Annotated in this window: 24 protein-coding genes and 1 other annotated feature; of the genes, 16 read left to right on the top strand and 8 right to left on the bottom strand. The window is 48.3% G+C overall.

Annotated elements, in window-relative coordinates; genetic code table 11:
* The first annotated feature begins 151 nt into the window (after nt 1-151).
* Nucleotides 152-892, top strand: coding sequence for a YciK family oxidoreductase (locus K6Q96_RS05930; protein ID WP_251878605.1), 741 nt, complete (start codon nt 152-154; stop codon nt 890-892).
* 71 nt (nt 893-963) lie between these two features.
* Here the strand turns inward: K6Q96_RS05930 and rluB are convergent, their stop codons facing one another.
* The 3 genes from rluB to rnm all read right to left on the bottom strand — a co-directional run bounded on the left by rluB (nt 964) and on the right by rnm (nt 3,689).
* Nucleotides 964-1,959 (bottom strand): 23S rRNA pseudouridine(2605) synthase RluB, encoded by a 996-nt coding sequence (gene rluB, locus K6Q96_RS05925; RefSeq protein WP_251878604.1) that lies wholly within the window; start codon nt 1,957-1,959, stop codon nt 964-966.
* A gap of 237 nt (nt 1,960-2,196) precedes the next feature.
* On the bottom strand, nt 2,197-2,817 hold the full coding sequence (locus K6Q96_RS05920) for an L-threonylcarbamoyladenylate synthase (protein WP_251878602.1): 621 nt from the start codon (nt 2,815-2,817) through the stop codon (nt 2,197-2,199).
* Nucleotides 2,814-3,689, bottom strand: a complete 876-nt coding sequence (gene rnm / locus K6Q96_RS05915) for an RNase RNM (protein ID WP_251878600.1) — start codon at nt 3,687-3,689, stop codon at nt 2,814-2,816. Before rnm ends, K6Q96_RS05920 begins: the two co-directional genes overlap by 4 nt.
* A 122-nt stretch (nt 3,690-3,811) precedes the next feature.
* Nucleotides 3,812-3,906, top strand: a sequence feature (Trp leader region).
* A 53-nt stretch (nt 3,907-3,959) separates the two neighbouring features.
* Between rnm and aroF the strand changes: the two genes are divergently transcribed.
* The 11 genes from aroF to gspS2 all read left to right on the top strand — a co-directional run bounded on the left by aroF (nt 3,960) and on the right by gspS2 (nt 13,835).
* On the top strand, nt 3,960-4,973 hold the full coding sequence (gene aroF / locus K6Q96_RS05910) for a 3-deoxy-7-phosphoheptulonate synthase (protein WP_251878598.1): 1,014 nt from the start codon (nt 3,960-3,962) through the stop codon (nt 4,971-4,973).
* Nucleotides 4,970-6,547 (top strand): anthranilate synthase component 1, encoded by a 1,578-nt coding sequence (locus K6Q96_RS05905; RefSeq protein ID WP_251878596.1) that lies wholly within the window; start codon nt 4,970-4,972, stop codon nt 6,545-6,547. The genes aroF and K6Q96_RS05905 overlap by 4 nt, the downstream gene beginning before the upstream one ends.
* A gap of 2 nt (nt 6,548-6,549) precedes the next feature.
* Nucleotides 6,550-7,149: an aminodeoxychorismate/anthranilate synthase component II gene (locus tag K6Q96_RS05900; RefSeq protein ID WP_251878594.1), complete on the top strand. Its 600-nt coding sequence runs from the start codon at nt 6,550-6,552 to the stop codon at nt 7,147-7,149.
* 23 nt (nt 7,150-7,172) lie between these two features.
* A complete protein-coding gene (trpD, locus tag K6Q96_RS05895; RefSeq protein ID WP_251878592.1) occupies nt 7,173-8,174 on the top strand; it encodes an anthranilate phosphoribosyltransferase in 1,002 nt (333 codons plus the stop codon).
* Entirely contained in the window at nt 8,174-9,541 is a 1,368-nt protein-coding gene (gene trpCF, locus K6Q96_RS05890) for a bifunctional indole-3-glycerol-phosphate synthase TrpC/phosphoribosylanthranilate isomerase TrpF (RefSeq protein WP_251878591.1), read from the top strand. The genes trpD and trpCF overlap by 1 nt, the downstream gene beginning before the upstream one ends.
* 8 nt (nt 9,542-9,549) lie before the next feature.
* Nucleotides 9,550-10,740 carry a tryptophan synthase subunit beta gene (trpB, locus tag K6Q96_RS05885; RefSeq protein ID WP_251878588.1) on the top strand — a complete coding sequence of 397 codons (1,191 nt, stop codon included), beginning with the start codon at nt 9,550-9,552 and terminating at the stop codon, nt 10,738-10,740.
* Nucleotides 10,740-11,561 carry a tryptophan synthase subunit alpha gene (gene trpA / locus K6Q96_RS05880; protein WP_251878587.1) on the top strand — a complete coding sequence of 274 codons (822 nt, stop codon included), beginning with the start codon at nt 10,740-10,742 and terminating at the stop codon, nt 11,559-11,561. The genes trpB and trpA overlap by 1 nt, the downstream gene beginning before the upstream one ends.
* A 154-nt stretch (nt 11,562-11,715) precedes the next feature.
* Entirely contained in the window at nt 11,716-12,261 is a 546-nt protein-coding gene (locus K6Q96_RS05875) for a septation protein A (RefSeq protein ID WP_251878585.1), read from the top strand.
* Nucleotides 12,262-12,611: 350 nt separating this feature from the next.
* A complete protein-coding gene (gene yciA, locus K6Q96_RS05870; RefSeq protein ID WP_251878583.1) occupies nt 12,612-13,010 on the top strand; it encodes an acyl-CoA thioester hydrolase YciA in 399 nt (132 codons plus the stop codon).
* An 86-nt stretch (nt 13,011-13,096) separates the two neighbouring features.
* On the top strand, nt 13,097-13,399 hold the full coding sequence (locus K6Q96_RS05865; protein WP_251878581.1) for a YciI family protein: 303 nt from the start codon (nt 13,097-13,099) through the stop codon (nt 13,397-13,399).
* A 34-nt stretch (nt 13,400-13,433) separates the two neighbouring features.
* Entirely contained in the window at nt 13,434-13,835 is a 402-nt protein-coding gene (gspS2, locus tag K6Q96_RS05860) for a type II secretion system pilot lipoprotein GspS-beta (RefSeq protein ID WP_251878579.1), read from the top strand.
* 26 nt (nt 13,836-13,861) lie between these two features.
* On the opposite strand, the gene K6Q96_RS05855 is transcribed toward gspS2, so the two are convergent.
* The 5 genes from K6Q96_RS05855 to K6Q96_RS05835 all read right to left on the bottom strand — a co-directional run bounded on the left by K6Q96_RS05855 (nt 13,862) and on the right by K6Q96_RS05835 (nt 17,475).
* Nucleotides 13,862-14,116, bottom strand: coding sequence for a hypothetical protein (locus K6Q96_RS05855; RefSeq protein WP_251878577.1), 255 nt, complete (start codon nt 14,114-14,116; stop codon nt 13,862-13,864).
* A gap of 17 nt (nt 14,117-14,133) precedes the next feature.
* Nucleotides 14,134-15,081 (bottom strand): class I SAM-dependent methyltransferase, encoded by a 948-nt coding sequence (locus tag K6Q96_RS05850; RefSeq protein ID WP_251878576.1) that lies wholly within the window; start codon nt 15,079-15,081, stop codon nt 14,134-14,136.
* Nucleotides 15,078-15,287, bottom strand: coding sequence for a hypothetical protein (locus tag K6Q96_RS05845; RefSeq protein ID WP_251878574.1), 210 nt, complete (start codon nt 15,285-15,287; stop codon nt 15,078-15,080). The genes K6Q96_RS05850 and K6Q96_RS05845 overlap by 4 nt, the downstream gene beginning before the upstream one ends.
* 41 nt (nt 15,288-15,328) lie before the next feature.
* Nucleotides 15,329-16,000, bottom strand: coding sequence for a TIGR01621 family pseudouridine synthase (locus K6Q96_RS05840; RefSeq protein ID WP_251878572.1), 672 nt, complete (start codon nt 15,998-16,000; stop codon nt 15,329-15,331).
* Nucleotides 16,001-16,128: 128 nt separating this feature from the next.
* Nucleotides 16,129-17,475 carry a sodium-dependent transporter gene (locus K6Q96_RS05835; RefSeq protein ID WP_251878570.1) on the bottom strand — a complete coding sequence of 449 codons (1,347 nt, stop codon included), beginning with the start codon at nt 17,473-17,475 and terminating at the stop codon, nt 16,129-16,131.
* A 439-nt stretch (nt 17,476-17,914) separates the two neighbouring features.
* On the opposite strand from K6Q96_RS05835, the gene cls reads away from it, so the two are divergent.
* From cls to K6Q96_RS05815, 4 genes are all read left to right on the top strand, one after another.
* The gene (gene cls / locus K6Q96_RS05830; RefSeq protein ID WP_251878568.1) at nt 17,915-19,375 is read left to right on the top strand and encodes a cardiolipin synthase; all 1,461 of its coding nucleotides are present in this window, start codon (nt 17,915-17,917) and stop codon (nt 19,373-19,375) included.
* Nucleotides 19,376-19,798: 423 nt separating this feature from the next.
* The gene (locus K6Q96_RS05825; protein ID WP_251878566.1) at nt 19,799-20,266 is read left to right on the top strand and encodes a MarR family transcriptional regulator; all 468 of its coding nucleotides are present in this window, start codon (nt 19,799-19,801) and stop codon (nt 20,264-20,266) included.
* Nucleotides 20,267-20,486: 220 nt separating this feature from the next.
* Nucleotides 20,487-20,789 (top strand): hypothetical protein, encoded by a 303-nt coding sequence (locus K6Q96_RS05820; protein ID WP_062662354.1) that lies wholly within the window; start codon nt 20,487-20,489, stop codon nt 20,787-20,789.
* Nucleotides 20,790-20,902: 113 nt separating this feature from the next.
* Nucleotides 20,903-21,829, top strand: a complete 927-nt coding sequence (locus tag K6Q96_RS05815; protein ID WP_251878564.1) for a LysR family transcriptional regulator — start codon at nt 20,903-20,905, stop codon at nt 21,827-21,829.
* Nucleotides 21,830-21,866: the final 37 nt, after the last annotated feature.

Below are 21,866 nucleotides of genomic sequence, written 5' to 3'. Positions count from 1 at the left end.
ACCTCGTATGTCGCTTTCTTTACATCGCTAGGTTGTTTCTTCTTCCCAAGCAGCCTTAAAATGCGAGCTTACAATAGTGTCTTTCACTCGTATGATGACGAGTGGCAAGTTTAGCAGGCACGCAAGATCAAAATGAAAAGGATATTGTAACGTGGAGTATCAAGTAGCAGCCGACGCATTGAATGGCAAAGTGATTCTGGTGACCGGCGCAGGCGACGGTATTGGCCGCCAGGCTGCCATCAGTTACGCACAACACGGTGCAACAGTCATTTTGCTGGGACGCACAGTGAAGAAGCTGGAAAGCGTTTACGACGAAATCGAAGCCGCAGGTTACCCGCAACCAGCGATCATTCCACTCGATATGATGGGTGCAACCCGCCAGCATTATCTGGATATGACCGACACCATCGCGCAGCAATTCGGAAATCTGGACGGTGTTTTACACAACGCAGGCATGTTGGGTGTACTGAGCCCATTCGATCAAATAGAAGAAAAAGCCTTCGACGAAGTTATGCAGGTGAACGTGAAAGCGACATTCCTGATGACACAAGCGCTGATGCCTTTGATTCAAAAATCTGAAGATGGCCGTATCGTTTTCACCTCATCGACGGTAGGGCATTCAGGACGCGCGTTCTGGGGTACCTACGCTATCTCTAAATTCGCAACAGAAGGCATGATGCAGGTGCTGGCTGATGAGCTCAGCAACACCACGGTGAAGGTCAACGCCATCAATCCCGGCGGTACTCGCACTAAAATGCGCGCCTCAGCTTTCCCTGCCGAAGATGCCAACAACCTAAAGACACCACTGGATATCATGCCGCTATACCTTTACCTGATGGCACCTGAGGGTAAAGACGTGAATGGTCAGTGTATTGATGCTCAGCCGAAATAAAGCATCTAGATACCATAAAACGACAAAAGCCAGCATCTCTGCTGGCTTTTTTCTTTATATATTACAAACCATTAACGTGGTTTTCTGTTTCCACCTGCCTTCTTCTGGCGAGTAGAAGACTGACCGGAACGGTTTGCGCCAGGTTTACCTGGACGACCGCCACCTGTGCGGGTACGGTTACCAGCTGCTTGACCACCACGACGGTTGCGTGGCTTGCGGGTTTCACCAGACTCAACACGCTCTTCATAGCGACGCACTGCACGACGAATCTTTTGCGCGCGCGCTTTACGTTTCTTGGTTTCTGGGTCGATCATGGTTTCTTGTTCTGCACGCAGTTCTACCATCTCGCGAAGGTAGTTCACATCGCTCAGTTCAAGCTCCATCCAACCGCCACGGGGCAGTTCTTTGCTCAGGTAGATATCACCATAGCGAACACGCTTAAGACGGCTCACAGTCACGCCCTGAGTTTCCCACAGACGGCGTACTTCGCGGTTACGACCTTCAGTGATCACCACGTAAAAGGTGTGGTTTGAACCTTCACCACCTGCGTAAACCACGTCTTCGAAACGTGCTTCACCGTCTTCCAGTTCAACACCTCGAACCAGATTACGGACCATCTCTTCGTTAACTTCGCCGAATACACGCACCATGTATTCGCGCTGCACCTGACGGCTTGGGTGCATCAAACGGTTTGCCAATTCACCATCTGTGGTGAAAAGCAGAAGACCTGAGGTATTTGCGTCCAGACGGCCTACTGCCACCCAACGCGCGCCATTCAGGCGTGGCAGGCGGTCAAAAACAGTGCGGCGACCTTCCGGATCGCTGCGGGTACACAATTCGCCTTCAGGCTTGTTGTATGCCAGAACACGACAAACTTGTTCAGAAGACGCAGAAATTTGCACATGGTGACCATCAACACGTACGTTAGCATCCAGGTCTTCCAAACGGTCACCCAGTTTTGCTACTACACCGTTAACACTCACTCGGCCAGACTGAATCATGCCCTCGATTTCACGACGTGAACCAAGACCTGCACGGGCCAGCACCTTCTGTAATTTTTCGCTCATTGACTAACTACCTTACTGTCGCCTTCACAGGCGTCGATGTCGGAAAGAAAACCTTTGGAGGCGCGACTGAGCGCGGATCTAAGGCAACGGCGTATTATGCCAAAATGCACACAATGACACCACATAATTTCACGGAATCGATAATGGCTGAATCTGGCAATTTTCGTTTGCACTCAGCGATTTTATTTAACTGAGAGTTTTCGCCAAATTGCCCTTTTTAATTTGTCTCTTTCTAGCCTATTCGAAAGGAGAGGTATCGCCTGTACCACGACGGAGAATTTCAGGCTCATCTTCGCTGAGGTCGATAACCGTGGTTGGCTGTTCCCCCAGGTAACCACCGTTGAGAATACAATCGACGGCATGTTCCAACTGGTCGCGGATTGCTTCCGGATCTGACTCTGTATGTTCATTCCCCGGTAATATCAGCGATGTGGACATCATCGGCTCGCCCAAAGCCTCAAGTAAATCCAGCGCAATTTGGTTTTCCGGCACGCGGATACCGATGGTTTTACGCTTAGGGTTCATCAGTCGACGAGGTACTTCTTTGGTCGCTTTCAAGATGAAAGTGTAACAACCCGGCGTGTTGTTACGAATCAGGCGGTAAGCACTGTTGTCGACGCGCGCATAAACCGACAGTTCAGACAAATCACGGCACATCAGCGTGAAGTTATGTTTGTCGTCCAGTCGACGAATTCGACAGATTCGCTCCAGTGCTTGTTTGTTTTCCAATTGGCAACCAAGCGCATAACCAGAATCCGTTGGGTAGATAATCACGCCAGCGTTACGAACAATCGCAACAGCTTGATTGATAAGACGTGCTTGCGGGTTCTCGGGATGCACGTAAAAGAATTGGCTCACACTTCCTCCTCATGAGGCACTTTTGCCTCGGCAATCTCGGGCAAAGACCAGTTTTCCCAGACTTCCTTACAACCTTTCGGTAAGTATAAGTTACGACCCAACTCCAGCCACGGTGAGGGGTAATGAAAATCAGAGCCTTGGGAGCCGGCTAACCCAAACTGAATAGCGTAGTCGCCCAGCAGACGACGTTCATTGGGCGATTGTTGTGGCTGTGCAACTTCCATTGCATCACCACCTGCATCAACAAAAACCTGAAGCAGGCGTTTCAGCCATTTAGCGGTAAGTTTATACCGACCAGGGTGAGCCAGCACGGCTTGACCACCCGCTTTGTGAATAACATCAACGGCTTCCTGAATCGTACACCAGCTTGGTGGTACATAACCTGGGTTGCCGCGGGTCAGATATTTTTTGAATACGGCCTGCATGTTTTTCACATGCCCCTGCTCCACCATCCAACGGGCAAAGTGGGCGCGTGTAAGCGCAACATCACCTGCCAGCGCTTTTGTCCCTTCAAGCGCGCCGGGCATACGCTGCTTTTCCAAGCGTTCTGCAATTTGTACTGCACGTTCATCGCGGCGCGCTGACTGCTCTACGATCAGTTTCTGCAATTCAGGAGACTCAGGATCGATATTGAGACCGACGACATGGATGTCTTTGTTTTCCCAAACCGTCGATATTTCAATACCATTGACGATGTGTAACGGCAGATTGTCACGGGCGATGACTGCTTTGGCTTCTTCCAGCCCTGCCACCGTATCATGATCGGTAATCGCCAGCACATTGACGCGAAAATCAACCGCGCGCTTAACCAAGTCTTCCGGTGTGAAGCGTCCGTCCGACGCTGTTGTGTGGCTATGTAGATCAAATAGCATTCATTTTCTTCTATTTGTTGCTTGACTTCGCCAACATATACTAGTTAACTAGTACACGATTACTTATTCAAATGGATTTCGTCTTCATGGTACAGCATAACCTCATCCAACAAACAGCACTGATTAACTGGTGGTGGCACTCCCAATAGCGGGCGGTGTGATGAGTGATATCTCAAGGAAAGACGACACCAAGCCCGCATAACGCGGGTTTTTTTGTACCTATTTTTTCCCGGGAACTGGATTGGGAATGACAAGCTAAGGACTCAAATTATGATCATCGTGCTAAAGCCTCAAGCAACAGAACAAGAGGCAAAACACATCCTGAGCAAGATTGAGAACGCTGGCTTAAAGCCACTTTATATGCCGGGTGTAGAACGTATTGTTTTGGGCGCACTGGGTGATGAACGCGTATTGCAGAAGCTTCATCTGGATAGCGACCCACTGGTTGAAGAAGTCAAACCTATCCTGACCAAATACAAAATGGTGTCCCGCGAGGTACAGGCACACAACAGCGTGGTCCGCATCGGTAATGTGCCAGTTGGCGGCGACAAATTCGCGGTTATCGCAGGTCCTTGCTCGGTAGAATCAGAACAACAATTGATGTCTGTTGCTGATGTCGTAAAAGGTCATGGCGCCGTTGCCCTTCGCGGCGGCGCTTACAAACCACGCACCAGCCCTTATGACTTCCAAGGCATGGGCGTTGAAGGCCTGAAACTACTTAAACAAGCAAGTGAAGCCACTGGCATGCCAACCGTTTCTGAAGTCATGGAAGTCGGTCAGGTTGATTCATTGTGTGAATACATCGACTGCTTGCAAATTGGTGCGCGCAATATGCAGAACTACGGATTGTTAAAAGCCGTGGGCGAAACTGGTAAACCGATCTTGTTAAAACGCGGACTTTCCGCCACTATCGAGGAACTGTTGCTGGCGGCAGAATATATCTATGATGCTGGCAACCCGAATATTATTCTCTGTGAGCGCGGCATTCGTACATTTGAAACAGCAACGCGTAATACTTTGGATTTAAATGCAGTCGCTTACATCAAGCAGCGCAGCCACTTGCCAGTGGTCGTAGACCCAAGTCATGGCACTGGCGTACGTGAGCTTGTCATTCCATTGTCTCGTGCGGCAGCAGCGGTAGGCGCCGACGGTATCATCGTTGAAAGCCACCTCAATCCAGCAGAAGCGCTGTCAGATGGGCATCAAGCACTGACAGGGGAAATGTTCTCGCAGTTAATGCAAGAGTTGAAACCATTTGTAGAAGCAGCAGGGAGAACGCTGTGAAAAACCACGCTTTAAATAAAGGCGAACTCGACGTATTGAGCCTGGATGTGCCATACGTCGCCGCACCCACTGAATTGTATGCGGCGATCTGTCAGGATCGACCACATAGCCTGTTACTTGAATCTGCCGAGATTGATTCCAAGCAGGACCTGAAAAGCCTGATGTTGGTCGACGCAGCAGTGCGTATCGTTTGTCGTGGCCGCACAGTTGAACTCGAAGCTAAGAGCCAAAATGGCCACAACGTGCTTGATGCCGTTGAAGCCGAGCTTGCCAGCCAACAACTTGCTATTGAAAGTGAACGTCAGCCAGAGCTGCTAACCTTAAACTTCGCTGAAGAAAACCGCACACTGGATGAAGACGCCCGTCTGCGCCAGCCATCCCCTTTTGATGCGCTGCGTTTGGTTCAGCATGCTTTCAAACTGGATGGTCTGCCAGACGAAGCATTGTTTGTCGGTGGTTTGTTCGCGTACGACTTAGTCGCGCAATTTGAACCGCTGCCAGAGGTTGAATCCGGTAACCGTTGTCCTGACTACCTGTTTTATGTTGCGGAAACCCTTTTGGTTATCGACCACCAGCGTCGCAAAGCCAAGCTCCAGGCAACCCAGTTTGGTGGCAACGAAAACACCGAAACCTATTTTGATTTGAGCCGTCGCTTGCAGACGATTCGGGAAAGCTGCCTGAATCCAACCGAAATGCCTTCTGCGATGCAACTGGACAGTGTTGATGTAGCCGTGTCCGTTAGCGATGAAGATTTCTGCAATGCGGTCGACGAGCTCAAAGGCTATGTGGTAAAAGGCGATGTTTTCCAAGTTGTTCCAAGCCGTCGCTTCACTTTGCCATGCCCTTCCCCGCTAAACGCGTACCTAAAACTCAAACAAGGCAACCCGAGCCCTTACATGTTCTACATGCAGGATGAGGAGTTCACCCTGTTTGGCGCATCTCCGGAAAGTGCGCTGAAATACAGCAAAGACACCAATCAAGTGGAAATCTACCCGATCGCTGGTACACGCCATCGCGGCAAAAACAGTGATGGTTCCATCAACCTTGATCTGGATGGTCGTATAGAGCTAGAGCTTCGCAACGACATTAAAGAAAAAGCCGAGCACATGATGCTGGTTGACTTGGCGCGAAATGATGTGGCTCGCATCAGTGAACCTGGCACCCGCTATGTCGCTGATCTTCTTCAGGTAGACCGTTACAGTCATGTGATGCATTTGGTGTCGCGTGTTGTCGGACAGCTTCGTCATGATTTGGATGCTCTGCATGCTTACCAAGCTTGTATGAACATGGGTACCTTGACGGGTGCCCCGAAAATCCGTGCCATGCAATTGATTCGCGAGTTCGAGCAAAGCCGTCGCGGCAGCTATGGTGGCGCAGTCGGTTACATTACCGGTCATGGCGATATGGATACCTGTATCGTTATCCGCTCCGCTTATGTAGAAGATGGTGTAGCGCAAGTACAAGCCGGCGCCGGTGTGGTGTTTGATTCTGTGCCTCAGGCAGAAGCAGACGAAACCCGTGGCAAAGCCGCTGCCGTCCTTACCGCCATTCGCGCAGCACACATAGGAGCATAAAGATGAGCAATAAAATCAATGCACATATTGTGCTCGTCGATAACTTCGATTCATTCACTTACAACCTGGTCGACCAGTTCCGCTCACTCGGTTACCCGGTCACGATTTACCGAAACAGCCTGAGTGCAGACCAAATCGAAAAGGCGCTGTCTGAACTCAACAACCCAGTGGTTGTGTTGTCGCCCGGCCCTGGCGCACCTTCAGAAGCAGGCTGTATGCCAGAGCTGATTCTAAAGCTGAAAGGCAAAGTGCCCATGATTGGTATTTGTTTGGGCCAACAAGCGATTACGGAAGCTTACGGCGGCACTGTTGCCGGCGCAGGTGAAATCGTTCACGGCAAAGCGTCACTAATGACACACAACGGCCACGATGTATTTGGAAGCATCGAAAGTCCGCTGACGATTGCCCGATACCACTCTTTGGTCGCGACCAATGTGCCAGATTCACTGGATGTGATTGCGGATGTGGATGGATTGGTGATGGCTGTCGTTAACGACGCAGACAAAGTGGTGGGTTTCCAATTCCACCCGGAATCCATTCTTACAACAAAAGGCGCAGACCTTTTAACCAATACCATTAACTGGGCTACACAAGCGCGCTGATCGACAAAGACAAGGAGAGCATTATGGAAGCGATTATTAACAAACTTTATGACCAGACATCTTTGTCGCAGGAAGAGAGCCATCAGCTGTTTGACACCATTATCAAAGGCGAGCTTGACCCAATTCTGCTGTCAGCAGCGCTGACCGCATTGAAAATCAAAGGCGAAACGCCAGAAGAGATCGCGGGTGCAGCGTCTGCACTCACAGAAAACGCCAACCCATTCCCAACACCAGATTATGATTTCGCTGACATCGTAGGCACTGGCGGCGATGGCGCAAACACCATCAACATTTCAACCACCGCAGCATTCGTTGCCGCAGCATGTGGCGTGAAAGTCGCCAAGCACGGTAACCGCGGTGTTTCGAGCAAATCGGGTTCTTCTGACCTGTTAGCTGCATTTGGTATCGACCTGGCGATGAGTCCTGAAACCGCGCGCGGCGCACTGGATGACTTGGGCGTGTGCTTCCTGTTTGCACCTCAGTATCACAGCGGTGTTCGCCACGCGATGCCGGTTCGCCAAACCATGAAAACCCGCACCATCTTCAACTTGCTGGGTCCACTGATTAACCCTGCGAAGCCAACGCTGGAATTGATGGGTGTTTACGACAAGGCACTGGTTCGCCCAATTGCCGAAACCATGCTGAACCTCAACATGAAACGCGCAGCCGTTGTTCACGGCAGTGGTTTGGATGAAGTGGCGATTCACGGTGAAACAACGGTCGCGGAAATCAAAGATGGCGTCATCACTGAATACACACTGACACCGGAAGATTTTGGCGTTCAGACCTACCCACTTGAATCCATAAAAGGCGGGACGCCAGAAGAAAACCGCGAAATCATTTCGCAAATCCTTCAGGGCAAAGGCACCGACGCACAGCAATCTGCTGTCGCTGTTAACGTGGCTTTACTGCTGCGCCTGTTTGGACAAGAAGATCTCAAAGCTAACACGCAAAAAGCGCTGGATGTGATGAATAGTGGTAAGCCATTCGAACTGGTTCAGCAACTGGCATTTCGGAGCAACTAATGGAAACGGTACTGGCAAAAATTGTTGAAGACAAAAAACAGTGGGTAGCGGCGCGTAGAGAGTCGCAACCACTAGAGAGTTTTATTAACGACTTGGTACCCAGCGATCGTAGCTTCTACGACGCGCTTTCTGGTAACCCAGCGAAGTTCATCCTTGAGTGTAAAAAGGCGTCACCTTCCAAAGGCCTGATTCGTGATGACTTTGATCTCAACTACATCGCGGGTGTTTACGGCAACCATGCTGCTGCGGTCTCAGTGTTGACGGATGAAAAGTACTTCCAGGGCAATTTCGATTTTCTGCCAATTGTTCGTTCACAAGTCCCTTGCCCTGTGCTTTGCAAAGATTTCATGGTCGACACCTACCAGGTGTACCTTGCGCGCCATCATCAAGCCGATGCCATTCTGCTGATGCTATCTGTACTTAACGATGAAGAGTACCAAACACTAGCAGCGGTCGCGCATGAGCTGAACCTCGGTGTATTGACGGAAGTCAGTAACGAAGAAGAACTGGAGCGTGCGATTGCTCTAGAGGCCAAAGTTGTTGGCATCAATAACCGCAACTTGCGTGACCTAAGCATTGATCTGAACCGTACCAAGGAACTGGCACCTCGCCTGCCTGATGATCGCATTGTGATTTCAGAGTCGGGTATTTATACCCACCAGCAAATCCGCGAATTGGCACCGTTTGCGAATGGCTTCCTGATTGGTAGCTCGCTGATGGCAGAAACCGATGTCGAACAGGCGGTTCGCCGTGTGCTTTACGGTGACAACAAGGTATGTGGCCTAACCCGCTCGGAAGATGCCAAAGCGGCTTACGATTCTTATGCCAACTACGGCGGCCTGATTTTCGTTGAAAAATCGCCTCGTTATGTCGATTTAGAAGCAGCGCGAAAAGTGATGGAAGGCGCGCCGCTGCAATACGTTGGCGTTTTCCAGAACCACGACCTGAACCATGTCGCTGACACTGCAAAAGCGTTAAGTCTGGCTGCGGTTCAACTTCACGGCGCTGAAGACAGCGAATACGTGAAACAGCTCCGTGCCGAGTTGCCTAAAGGTACCCAAATTTGGAAAGCGCATGGCGTAAGCGACACGGTTCCTCACATTGAGCCTAACGCTGATCGCAATCTTCTGGACAGCCGCGTCGGCAATCAAAGCGGCGGTACAGGAACACAGTTCGACTGGTCTTTGGTGCCGGATGAACAAAAAGAAAGCCTGATGCTGGCCGGTGGACTGTCATCAGAGAACGCAAAAGAAGCTGCGCAAATCGGCTGTGCGGGACTCGATTTTAACTCGGGCGTGGAAAGCGAACCGGGTATCAAAGATAAAGACAAATTGGACGCTGCATTTACGGCGCTGAGAGATTACTAAGGACTGTTATGACTAAGTTAAACGCCTATTTTGGAGAGTTTGGCGGACAGTATGTTCCTCAAATTCTGGTTCCAGCGTTAGACCAACTGGAGCAAGCGTTTATTGACGCACAGAACGATCCAGCTTTTCAGGAAGAGTTCATTTCTCTTCTGAAAGAGTATGCGGGTCGTCCTACTGCCCTCACCCTTTGCCGCAACCTGACCAAAGGGACGAAAACCAAACTTTACCTGAAACGTGAAGATCTGCTCCACGGCGGTGCACACAAAACCAATCAGGTATTGGGTCAGGCGCTACTGGCCAAGCGTATGGGCAAAAAAGAAATCATTGCCGAAACCGGCGCTGGCCAACACGGTGTAGCAACGGCACTGGCTTGTGCCCTGCTGGATTTGAAATGCCGCGTGTACATGGGTGCAAAAGACGTTGAACGTCAAAGCCCGAACGTATTCCGCATGAAGCTGATGGGCGCAGAGGTCATCCCGGTTCACTCTGGTTCCTCCACACTGAAAGATGCCTGTAACGAAGCGCTGCGTGACTGGTCTGCAAGTTACGAAGAAGCTCACTATTTGCTTGGTACCGCGGCGGGTCCTCACCCATTCCCGACGATTGTTCGCGAGTTCCAGAAGATGATTGGTGAAGAGACCAAGCAGCAAATTCTGGAAATCGAAGGCCGCCTGCCAGACAGCGTTATCGCCTGTGTGGGCGGTGGTTCCAACGCTATTGGTATGTTCGCTGATTTCATCGAAGAAACCGATGTAGGTCTGATTGGCGTTGAGCCTGCAGGTCTGGGTCTGGACACAGACCAACATGGTGCGCCGCTTAAACACGGAAAACTCGGCATCTTCTTTGGTATGAAAGCGCCACTGATGCAGGATCCAAATGGTCAGGTAGAAGAGTCTTACTCTGTGTCTGCCGGCCTCGACTTCCCATCGGTTGGCCCTCAGCACGCGCACCTGAATTCTATCGGCCGCGCCGAATACGTGGCAATTACCGATGACGAAGCGCTGGAATCCTTCCAGGAACTGGCTCGTCACGAAGGCATCATTCCAGCACTGGAATCTGCTCATGCTTTGGCGTATGCGCTGAAGATGGCAAAAGAAAACCCAGATAAAGAGCAGCTGCTTGTAGTGAACCTGTCAGGCCGCGGTGACAAGGACATCTTTACTGTCCACGACATTTTGAAAGAAAAAGGAGTGATGTAATGGCTGCTACCTTGTCTCACCGCTATGAAGCGATGTTCGAAAAGCTGGATGCTAAAGGTGAAGGCGCATTTGTTCCTTTTGTCACCATTGGCGATCCAAATCCAGAACAATCACTGCGTATCATTGAAACGCTGATTGAAAATGGTGCTGACGCGCTGGAGCTGGGCATTCCGTTCTCAGATCCACTGGCCGATGGCCCAACCATTCAGGGTGCCACAATCCGTGCATTGGAGTCTGGCACTACCCCAGATAACTGCTTCAGCATCCTGAAGGAAGTGCGTGAGCGTCATCCTAATATCCCTGTTGGCCTTCTGATGTACGCAAACCTGGTTTTCGCCAATGGTGTCGATAACTTCTATGCTAAGTGTGCAGAAGCCGGTGTGGATTCGGTACTGATAGCTGATGTGCCTGCCGGCGAATCTGCCGAGTTCCGCGAGTCTGCTACCAAACATGGTGTCCATGCTATCTTTATCGCGCCACCAAACGCGAACGAAGAAACCCTGAAAACCATTTCTGAACTTGGCGGTGGCTACACTTACCTGCTTTCCCGTGCTGGTGTTACTGGTGCAGAAACCAAGGCTGGTAAGCCAATTGAGCACCTGCTCGCTCAACTGTCGGCGTTCGATGCACCTCGCCCTCTGCTGGGCTTTGGTATCTCTGAGCCAGCACAGGTGAAAGAAGCGATTACAGCAGGCGCAGCAGGTGCGATTTCAGGTTCAGCGGTTGTTAAGATCATCGAGCGCAATGTGGCTGATGAAGCAAACATGCTGAAGGAGCTTGGCGAGTTCGTTGCAAACATGAAAGCGGCAACAACCAAGTAAGCAGAAGTCGTTCCAAATCTCCGATGTTTAAGGCCATCATCCGATGGCCTTTTCTTTTCTCTATCGCCTTTACGTTTTAACTGCCAGAAGTTTTCGGTAAACTTTGGGTCTTATTGAGCATGCCTAAAGCTCTGCCACAAGGATCACTCTCTGAATGAAACAGCTTCTCGACTTTATCCCGCTCATTATCTTCTTCGCGCTTTACAAGATGTACGACATCTACACAGCAACGGGAGCGCTGATTGTCGCGACAATTATCCAAGTCGCCGCTACGTGGGTGCTCTACCAAAAAGTCGAGAAGATGCAGATAGTCACAGCAGTATTGGTGGCCGTTTTCGGCGGTATGACGCTGTTTTTCCAAGATGACAATTTCATCAAATGGAAAGTAACGATCGTTTACGCCCTGTTTGCCATTGGATTGACGATATCTCAGGTTCTGGGTAAGCCGCTTATCAAAGGCATGCTTGGCAAAGAAATTACCCTGCCAGACTATGTGTGGCGAAACATCAACTCGGCATGGGTTGGTTTTTTCGCTGCGTTGGCGGTGCTCAACGTTTATGTCGCCTATCAGATGCCACTGGATGTTTGGGTAAACTTCAAAGTGTTCGGTTTGTTAGCACTGACGTTGGCATTTACCATGGTGAGCGGTGTTTACATCTACAAGCACATGCCAAAAGAAACCGATTCAGAAGAACAATAAATTGTACTTAAAACAATCTTAGGGTGTTAGGAGCTGCTGACCTTTGGTGATGATTTTTTGCAGCTGCTTTTGGGGATTTTATGCAAGGCAGAGGCTTCGATGTGTAGCTAGCCTACATGAGAAGCTGATAACGCAGCAGAAATTCCTTACAAACGCTGCCTGAAGGGTTCGACTGCGCGTCCCGTACTCTAAGCGTTTTATACTTTGTTGAGGTGTGTTTGCTTAGAATGACTAGGCGGCACATACCTCGCCGCGCCTAAAACGCTTATAGTCAGAACAAAATTTAACCACCAAAGGTCAACAGCCCCTAGGCTCACCCTTTTTCAATTTCATTTCCCGGAAGTCGTATCATGTCGGAAACGAATAATTGCCCTCGCGGTCAACTCTTACTGCGAACACTTGCTATGCCCGCTGACACCAATGCTAATGGTGATATTTTTGGCGGTTGGATTATGTCCCAGCTTGATTTAGCTGGCGCCATTTTGGCGAAGGAGATCTCCCACGGTCGCGTGGTTACCGTCTCTGTTCAGGAAATAGTGTTCAAAACCCCTGTCTCAGTCGGCGATGTCGTTTGTTGTTACGGTGAATGCACCCGCATTGGCCGCACTTCAATGAGTGTCAGCCTGGAAGTCTGGGTGAAGCCCGTGGCAACAGACGGCATTGGTACCCGCCGCAAAGTCTGTGAAGCAACGTTCAATTATGTTGCTATTAATGGTGACGGGCGCCCAAGACCGATAAATAAGTCATAAATCAGAAAAACTTGCCTGCGCAATCGTGTAGCCTTGCATACAATAGGCCGAAGACACTAGACGAGAAAAACTCGGAGAAAGCACGGATGTGGTACGTCATTTTTTCACAAGATGTTGAAAACAGTTTACCGTTAAGAATGCAAGTGAGGGAACAACACCTCGCCCGTTTACGCGATTTGGAAACACAAGATCGCCTTTTAGTAGCAGGCCCGAATCCAGCTATCGACAGTGAAGACCCAGGCGAAGCGGGTTTCACTGGCTCAACCGTGATTGCTAAGTTTGATAGTTTGGAAGATGCCAAAGTATGGGCAGATTCAGATCCTTATATCGAGGCGGGCGTCTACAAAGACGTTATCGTGAAGCCATTTAAAAAAGTTTTGCCCGCGTAATTTCAGCGGCAGATTAAACGCATAGGAATATTCAATGCGAAAGACTCTCAAAACAGGACGTATCGCGCTGATGAGTGCCGCAGCACTGGTGCTTTCGGCCTGTTCAAGCACTTCAGATCTCGAGATAGCGGAATCCTTCGCTTCACAGCGTGCAGACATGCTGAGCAAACTCGTACCGATTCAAATGAACGGATACAATTTGATACGCGCAAAATCTAACAGCACTGAAATTGAACTGACGTTGCTGTATTCAGGTAGCGGTGATGTTGCACCCGCTGCGCTGGCTGAAGGTTTGGAGAAAACCTATTGTACGGATAACGAAATCTATTCGCTGATGGAAAAAGGTGTGCACTACAAACTGCTTTTCCGCGATGCACGCGGACGCCCAGTTCTGGATCGAACCATTCGCAGTGAAGATTGCGAAAAACACCTATAAAACAAAGCCCGCAAACGCGGGCTTTGTTATTTTTGTATCTCAAAACCGAGGATAAATAACATCACTTTCTCTCTCGGCATTTCGCAGGGTTTCAACGACCAGATATCATCAACAAGATACAAATTCCCGCTGATAAAATCAGATCCCGCCAGAGACTCTGCGTAAACTTTTACCGCATGTCCGTTGCTGTAGCGCTTCACTGAAAGTCCCCAACGCACACCTTTGTAGCGAACGTCATGATGACCTGAGTCTAGTGTTTCTATCCGTTGAAATGCGTCCATAAAGCTTCGAACCTAAATTAAGCCTTATGTTTAAAATGCATCACTTTAAGCGCACTGTCAGTATCAATATCTTCAAATTCCGGTGGGTTTTCGAGTCGAGAGATGTAGCTGAACGCTGGTGCCTGATCTTTCATTTGCTCTGTCAGGAAATCAGGTTTCACGTCTGGCGCGTTAACACAAGCCAACACATCACCACCTTCCGAAACTAATTCGGGCAAACGGCGCAGAATTTTTGCGTAGTCTTTGGTCAGCACAAAGCTGCCTTTCTGGAATGAAGGCGGGTCAATTATCACCAGATCGTAAGGACCAAACTTCTTCACCTTGCCCCATGATTTGAAAAGCTCGTGACCAAGGAAACTTACCTTGCTCAAATCGTGCTGATTCAGGTGATGATTTTCTCTACCTCGTGAGAGCGAAGATTTCGCCATATCCAGGTTCACCACTTTTTCTGCCCCGCCTTCAATAGCAGCCACAGAGAAGCCACAAGTGTACGCAAACAAGTTCAATACGCGTTTGCCAGCTGCATTTTCTTGAACCCATTGACGGCCAAGGCGCATATCCAGAAACAGACCGTTATTCTGGCGCTTACCCAAGTCCAGCTTGTAGTTAAGCCCATTCTCAACCACTTCAATCTGATTTGGCATTTCTCCGACAAGCGTTTCGGTTTCTGAGCCTTCACGGTCACGATGCTGAAGAATGACCGTCGTGCCTTGGCATTTCGTCCAAACATCGCTTGCTACCAAAGCGCTTATGCCTTCTTTCAACGCTACATAGAATTCACTTTCTGATTCTTTGAATATCGCAATCTGCAGCACGCCATTCCCAAGCCAGTCTGCGGTTAGCTGCTCTAAACCTTCGTAGCAACGCCCGCGTCCATGAAAAACACGGCGTACCTCTTGGTTACACTCAGCAAGGCGAGCGCTAAGTACTTCAAAAAACGTAGGCAGTGCAGCGGCTGTCATCATTGATTTGTTTCCTTTGCAGCATCAGCGAATACATTTTGCTCTACTATCTGGCTGCTCAGTTGCAGGTTATAGAACTCACAATTACGGCGGTTGCATCCGCGCGACTGTTTCTTTCTCAATTGACGGCGAAAATTAGCCAGATTCCAGTAACGACTGGAAGAACCTGATTTTCTCAACGTACTCGTTTTCTTTTGTTTCAGTGCCATGCTCGACTCCATACTACTTCCATCCTTGGAGTACTAAATTGCTATTTTTGGTGCGGCAGCTTGGGCCAGTTTAACGTTTCCGGTGTTTGCCATTCTTCTGGCAGTTCAGGCCATTCGTTGCCAATGCTTGGCATTTGTTGGAATGAAAATGCCTCGCCACCGTGATTGAACCTAAGCGCGAAAGCATGAAGATACCCCCTGTCTGCCCCCGCCCCGCTATAGGTTTCATCACCCAGAATTGATGATCCAACACTTTTCAGCGCTACGCGGATTTGATGTGTTTTACCCGTGTAAGGCTTGCAGAGAAATAAGCGTTTACCTTCACCACCAGACGTGGAAAAGAACTGGGTAATAGCAGGATTGGTTTTGGTTGGCAGAAGCTTCCACATTGAGCGTCGACTTTTGGTCATATCACCAATAATGGTTCCCTGCTTTTTATTCGGCTTCTTTGCAGACACAGCCAGATAAAACTTCTGCACCGTTTTATCAGCAAACATTGAAGAAAGCTCAGATGCCGCTTTTTGATGACGTCCTAATAGCAGCAAGCCAGAAGTCATTTTGTCCAGTCGATGGATCAGGTAGAGCTTTTCGTCGCCCGTTTGCTTCGCCACTTCACTCAAAAGAGGCTGATCATTATCGTCTTTGTGAACGCTAATGCCAGGATGTTTATCGATGACCAGAAAGTCATCATTCTGAAAAACCAGACTGAACATGGGTAAACCTGTCGCTGCAGAAAAATAAGCGCAGAGTGTAAACCCAATCGCCCCAAATTTCTCTAATCAGAAAAGAAAATCCCCGGTATTTACCGGGGATACGAGGTTGAGTTTTTTCTTGATGAGGATTACTTAATCAAGGGCCATAGGAAAACCAACGCCATAAGGATTGGGCACACAGCACGAACGTAGGTTGGCCATACTTTCCAGAAGAGACTCTCCGAAATTTCTGGGTTACCTTGACGCAACTCTTCCAATACCTGATTACGCTTCCAAATCCAACCCGCAATCAGCGCCATGATAAGCCCCAGAATTGGCTGCATGTACTCTGTGGTAATGCTGATCACCAGACCAAACAGTGAACCAAAGTTGAAGATAATAACGGTAGAGAACAGAGCAATTGCACCACCAATCCACCACACGACTGTCTTACGGTCTTTGTTCAGTTCTTCAGAGGCACAAGACACTGGCACTTCAAGCATAGAAATCGATGATGTCAGTGCTGCGATGACCATCAGTGCAAAGAAGGCCACACCAACAATCAGACCCGCGCTGCCCATGGTGTCAAACATCGCTGGCAACACACTGAATACCAATGTATCACCATCCAAGAGGCCACCCGCTTCGTTGTAGATCTGCACGCCGTTGTGTTGAGCCGCAAACATTGCCGGGAGAATCAGAAGGCCCGCAACAAAAGCAACACCGGTATCTAGCAAAGCAACCTGCGCTGCAGTTTTAGGCAGATCTGCATCTTTGCGAAGGTAAGAGCCGTAGACCATCATGGCGCACACGCCGATAGACAGAGAGAAGAACGCCTGACCCATTGCACTGACCATCAGATCAGGAGAGAAGTGCGAGGTATCCGGAACCAGATACATCTTCAAGCCATCAACAGCACCTGGTTGGAAAAGGGTGTAAATCACCATCAAGATAAACAGCACAAACAACACTGGCATCAAACGGCTTGACCATTTCTCAATACCATCAGCCACACCGTTGCGCACAACCAGAATCGTCAGCAACATGAACAGTGCCATCAGAACGAGATTACGTTCAATACTGAAGCCTTCCAGCCAGGCCGCTGCCGCATCCATTCCCACTGCGCTCAGCAACGGGCCCACCAAAAATCCAAAGAACCAGCCAGCGACGATGGCATAGAAGCTAAGAATGCCACTCACGCCCAACATACCGGTGATACCCACTACAGAACCAAGTGCTTTTTGTTTTGGTGCAACGGAAATCAGGGAACGAATAGGGTTGGATGCACCGTAACGGCCGATGGTCAATTCAGCCACCAGCAGTGGGTAAGCCAGAATAAATACCATCGCGAGGTAAATCAGTAAAAAGACAGCGCCACCGTTGCTGGCTGCCTGTGTTGGGAAACCCCAGATATTACCTAGCCCCACTGCAGAACCAGCTGCAGCGAGAATAAATCCGAGACGGGAAGAAAATTGGGCTCTACTACCGCTTGCCATAATTACTCTCTAAAAAGTTATTTTTAATGTTGTTATACCCAAATCGCCCCAAGGCGCTGCTTTTAGCGAGAGTTGAATGGGTAACTCCTTTCCCAGCTTGCTGATACCTTCCCGTGGCAGCTCTCGCCAGGCTGTAAATAAAAGCTTACAGAACACAAATGTGCTGTTTGAAGAACAGGCATGGCAAGTAAACCAGTTTGAGAATAAAATTTGAAGCGATCGCGCTATATTTTTCGATCAGACAACATATTTCCCCATTTATCTCACCGATTTGATTACTTTATAAACACTTAGTGACAAACACTTTTTAACATTCGTCTAATCAGCCAGCGAAATACTTCTCTTGTGCCTCGCGATTGGGAATATGCAACGCTAAATACAGTGCATACTGTTCTTGATCACTCTATATTGAGGATTGATTTGAGCTAAGTGGATTGAAATGGAAAAGATTTATCAGTTTTTGGTATGGGCAAGCGTCTTCTTTTATTGGCTGCTGATCGCCGGTGTGACCATTCGTGTTGTGCTAAAACGTCGAGCCCTTGGTGTTTCCATTGCCTGGCTGATGATCATCTACATCATTCCGATTGTCGGCGTGATTCTTTATCTCCTCTTTGGCGAGCTTAACCTTGGCCGAAAACGCGCCGATCGCGCGAGAGCGATGTTTGCACCTTATGGTAAATGGCTCGAAACCATTAACGAATGTGAAGCGCATCGTCCTCAACACTTGAGCTTCCTGGCTCGTCCTGTCCATGACTTGTGTTTACGACGGGCAGGGATTCCGGCATTGGCGGGTAATCAACTCACGTTATTCAACGAAACGGCAGACATTCTCCGTAACATTGCCCAAGACATTAAAGAAGCAGAACAATCCATCAATATGGTGTTTTATATCTGGCACCCTGGAGGTCATGCTGATGACGTTGCCAAAGCAGTCTGTGATGCCGCTAAACGGGGTGTAACCGTCCGCATTTTGCTTGATTCAGCCGGGAGCAAAACCTTTTTCAGAAGCCATTGGCCTGATGCGATGCGTAAAGCCGGGGTTGAAGTAATTGAAGCACTTGCCGTTAGTCCAGCGCGAATGTTCCTTCGCAGACTAGATATCCGTCAGCACCGTAAAATCGTCATTATCGACAACAAGATTGGCTACACGGGCTCGATGAACTTGGTCGACCCTCGTTTCTTCAAACAAAATGCAGGCGTAGGCCAATGGGTCGACATTATGGTCAAAGCCGAAGGCCCATCTGTGCCCATTCTCAACAGTATCTTTGCCTGGGATTGGGAAGTGGAAACCGGCCTTCGCTACCTACCCGATTTACCTCAATGCAGCTTAATTGAGGAACATCGACATGCAAACCACTCGGTTCAGGTCGCGCCTTCAGGTCCCGGTATGCCGGATGGCATCATTCAACAGGTACTGATGCTAGCGATTCATCAAGCGAAAAAGAGTCTGACAATCACTACCCCTTACCTAGTGCCAAGCGAAAGTTTGCTTAGTGCTCTGCAAACCACCGCTCAGCGTGGCGTGACAGTAAATATTATTATTCCGGCCAAAAACGACAGTCTGATGGTGGAATGGGCCAGCCGTTCTTTCTTCAATGAACTACTGAGAGCGGGTATTAATATCTATCGTTTCAATGGTGGATTACTGCATACAAAGTCAGTAATGGTGGATGATAAATTCTGCCTGATTGGTACCGTCAATTTGGACATGCGAAGCCTTTGGCTCAACTTTGAATTGACACTCTGTGTCGACGACCCTGAGTTTTGCGCTGACTTGGTTTCTCTTCAAAACGCCTACATGGCAGACTCTTCATTGGTTGATAAAACGAAGTGGTCTCGACGCTCTGTATTTAATCGCCCTATTGAGCAGTTCTTTTATATGTTCAGCCCGCTTTTGTAGTATATCTCACTTTTGATGAAGGCTTGGTCATCAAAAGGGAGGAGCTATCTTCTTACTCAGCAAAAACGGATATCTATCTCTTTGAAAGGGATATGAGCTATCCAGATACTTACCACTGCTACTCGCGTTAAAAGTATTCAAAAGATGGAGCTTTATATCAATTCATAAAGTTTTACAAAATCGTAGAGCATCAAATATAAGCTTCTAAAGCCCACTTTTTGTTTACCAATTAACCTGATCGCTCAAAATAAAACCAGCCGTGTGAGTGACAAGTATCACATTTGCTACAAGTCGATTTATAGGCTGGTTATAACTTCTTATTTTTCATTATGTTATTTTTACAAAAAAAATAAATTCACTTCAATATATTCTCATGCCGCAACCGCCTAAGAGAATAGACTTTATTTCAATTCCAGATGTAATATGCGCGCCACTTATAACACCAATAAACTAGTGATAATCGTGTATATTCAATCGGAACTGAGTTTTTTATGCCGACTCGTTGCTCTCAAATCAGCCAAGCGCCATCACGATTGGTTGAAACAACAAGGAGTAACATTAAGTTCTGAACAGGCAATTGCTATCGCAGCTGTGGCAGATAAAGGCGAATTGCGTCAAGGTGACCTAATGGGTTTACCTTATCTGGCTAGTGAGAAATCAAAAGTCAGCCGTGTTGTGCAAGGCCTGGTTTTAGAGGGTTACATTGACCGTCGTGACGACATTCATGATCGCCGTTCTAAGATTCTGACTTTATCAGAAAAAGGACAAATGATGGCAGACATGATGTCTCAAGCAGAATCAAATAATAAGTTGCTTCTGTCTTCACTACTCTCAGGCGAAGAAATGTCTTCACTCCATAATGCACTGGAAAAGATTGCCCAAGCATTATGATTTCCGTAGAACCCGAGCCCCGCTCGGGTTTTTCTTTTTAACACATAAATCTCCTCGAACTCCTTCAAAATTACCGTATTAAATACGCGAAAAAAATATCCGTTTACGCATCAATATCTTGATCAATGTTTGTGCATTTTTACGCACTTTTCCGCGATCTATATACATCCAGTTGTCTACACTTGAAGTGCGGAATGGGGACGCAGCTAAGGGGTGGTCTATGTTGGCTCGACACAGAAATTATTTGCTCAAAGATACCAAGCAACTACACGCTCACGTTCAGGTGAATCCTACTGGCCTGATCGAAGTTGAGATTGTAGAGAAAAGACAATGCCATGCTGCAGAGTTCGAACATTTGCGTTTCGAACGCAGCGGCAGAGTAACGAAGCTGGTAGGTAAACATACGTCAAATGGCAAACCAGTACATTGGCAATTACCTCTTGCAAATGATGATGCCAAGGAACTGGAAAATCTCATTGAAGAAGCCACGGAAGAGCTTGAAATACTAATGAGAGACTTATAACAAACTCATAGCGCAACAATGCCTTTTAACGCTGCTCCGGCAGCGTTTTTTCTTTTTAAAGTCACCATTGTTCCTACATAATGTCTACTGGTTTCGAGATGGCTTAACTCCCGATGTCTAAAGATATTTTCAATACAATCGACCTCAATCTGCTCCGCATCTTTCTGGTACTGTTTCAGGAAAAAAATACGAGAAAAGCCGCCGAACGTTTGTTCGTGACGCAACCTGCTGTCAGCCAAAATCTCAAAAAACTCCGTCACTTCTTCAACGATGAACTGTTTATCAAAGTGCCTGAAGGATTAAAACCAACCCCAAAAGCCGAGCAAATTGCTGCGAAGATAACGCCATCGCTAAACGACCTTCAGTCTTCTTTAAATGAGTTAGAAGATTTCGACCCTCTCACTCAAAATAAAAAAATCCGCATTGCCTTTGCACCCCAAGTGATGATCAGCTTGTCCGGCACTTTTATTTTGGACTTGAAGGAAAAGGCACCGCTTTTGGAGGTAGAAGTTGTTAACTGGTCCCCTTCTACATTTGCTGAGATCGAAAGCGGTCAGTTGTTAATGGGGATTTCCTACAGTTATAGCAACAAGCCAAAGCACATTCGTGAACATGAGTTGGTTACGCTCACAGGATGCTGCGCAGTAAGGCGGGAGCACCCCATTCAATCCTCTATGGCGACGCCGGAAGAGTTTTCCAAATACGAACTGGCATCTCTTTTCATACCGGGTTGGAGTGAAGACCTGCCGTTGGCAGCCAAAAAGCTACAAGCTTTGTCGCTACCCTATAAAGTGGGCTTCCGCTCGGCTTTCCCCATGGCGATTGTCGATGTTCTAAAGAAAACAGATATGTTCTTTGCCGCCAGCAATCTTTTTCCTTTCAATGACTATCCCTCCCTCCGTAGAATAGATATTGATTCAAAGGACATTGAATTGAAGTACTCGTTAAAATGTCACTACCATCAACGAAACAGCAATGATCCGCTCACTCAATGGCTAAACGAACTCTTGAAAAACGAGCTTGAGCAAGCCATCCAATAATCTTTGCTTATCAGCGATATAACCATTGCTAATTACG

It is taken from the genome of Grimontia kaedaensis, from assembly GCF_023746615.1.
GTDB classification, from domain to species: domain Bacteria; phylum Pseudomonadota; class Gammaproteobacteria; order Enterobacterales; family Vibrionaceae; genus Enterovibrio; species Enterovibrio kaedaensis.
The sequence above is the reverse complement of the archived record's forward strand: the minus strand, read 5'-3'. Positions and strand labels throughout refer to the sequence as shown.

What these genes read in the sequence shown, in the direction of transcription:
- rluB (WP_251878604.1), bottom strand. Translation starts at nt 1,959, where the DNA reads ATGAGCGAAAAATTACAGAAGGTGCTGGCCCGTGCAGGTCTTGGTTCA.
- rnm (WP_251878600.1), bottom strand. Translation starts at nt 3,689, where the DNA reads ATGCTATTTGATCTACATAGCCACACAACAGCGTCGGACGGACGCTTC.
- aroF (WP_251878598.1), top strand. Translation starts at nt 3,960, where the DNA reads ATGATCATCGTGCTAAAGCCTCAAGCAACAGAACAAGAGGCAAAACAC.
- K6Q96_RS05900 (WP_251878594.1), top strand. Translation starts at nt 6,550, where the DNA reads ATGAGCAATAAAATCAATGCACATATTGTGCTCGTCGATAACTTCGAT.
- trpD (WP_251878592.1), top strand. Translation starts at nt 7,173, where the DNA reads ATGGAAGCGATTATTAACAAACTTTATGACCAGACATCTTTGTCGCAG.
- trpCF (WP_251878591.1), top strand. Translation starts at nt 8,174, where the DNA reads ATGGAAACGGTACTGGCAAAAATTGTTGAAGACAAAAAACAGTGGGTA.
- trpB (WP_251878588.1), top strand. Translation starts at nt 9,550, where the DNA reads ATGACTAAGTTAAACGCCTATTTTGGAGAGTTTGGCGGACAGTATGTT.
- trpA (WP_251878587.1), top strand. Translation starts at nt 10,740, where the DNA reads ATGGCTGCTACCTTGTCTCACCGCTATGAAGCGATGTTCGAAAAGCTG.
- K6Q96_RS05875 (WP_251878585.1), top strand. Translation starts at nt 11,716, where the DNA reads ATGAAACAGCTTCTCGACTTTATCCCGCTCATTATCTTCTTCGCGCTT.
- yciA (WP_251878583.1), top strand. Translation starts at nt 12,612, where the DNA reads ATGTCGGAAACGAATAATTGCCCTCGCGGTCAACTCTTACTGCGAACA.
- K6Q96_RS05865 (WP_251878581.1), top strand. Translation starts at nt 13,097, where the DNA reads ATGTGGTACGTCATTTTTTCACAAGATGTTGAAAACAGTTTACCGTTA.
- gspS2 (WP_251878579.1), top strand. Translation starts at nt 13,434, where the DNA reads ATGCGAAAGACTCTCAAAACAGGACGTATCGCGCTGATGAGTGCCGCA.
- K6Q96_RS05855 (WP_251878577.1), bottom strand. Translation starts at nt 14,116, where the DNA reads ATGGACGCATTTCAACGGATAGAAACACTAGACTCAGGTCATCATGAC.
- K6Q96_RS05850 (WP_251878576.1), bottom strand. Translation starts at nt 15,081, where the DNA reads ATGATGACAGCCGCTGCACTGCCTACGTTTTTTGAAGTACTTAGCGCT.
- K6Q96_RS05845 (WP_251878574.1), bottom strand. Translation starts at nt 15,287, where the DNA reads ATGGCACTGAAACAAAAGAAAACGAGTACGTTGAGAAAATCAGGTTCT.
- K6Q96_RS05840 (WP_251878572.1), bottom strand. Translation starts at nt 16,000, where the DNA reads ATGTTCAGTCTGGTTTTTCAGAATGATGACTTTCTGGTCATCGATAAA.
- K6Q96_RS05835 (WP_251878570.1), bottom strand. Translation starts at nt 17,475, where the DNA reads ATGGCAAGCGGTAGTAGAGCCCAATTTTCTTCCCGTCTCGGATTTATT.
- cls (WP_251878568.1), top strand. Translation starts at nt 17,915, where the DNA reads ATGGAAAAGATTTATCAGTTTTTGGTATGGGCAAGCGTCTTCTTTTAT.
- K6Q96_RS05825 (WP_251878566.1), top strand. Translation starts at nt 19,799, where the DNA reads ATGCGCGCCACTTATAACACCAATAAACTAGTGATAATCGTGTATATT.
- K6Q96_RS05820 (WP_062662354.1), top strand. Translation starts at nt 20,487, where the DNA reads ATGTTGGCTCGACACAGAAATTATTTGCTCAAAGATACCAAGCAACTA.
- K6Q96_RS05815 (WP_251878564.1), top strand. Translation starts at nt 20,903, where the DNA reads ATGTCTAAAGATATTTTCAATACAATCGACCTCAATCTGCTCCGCATC.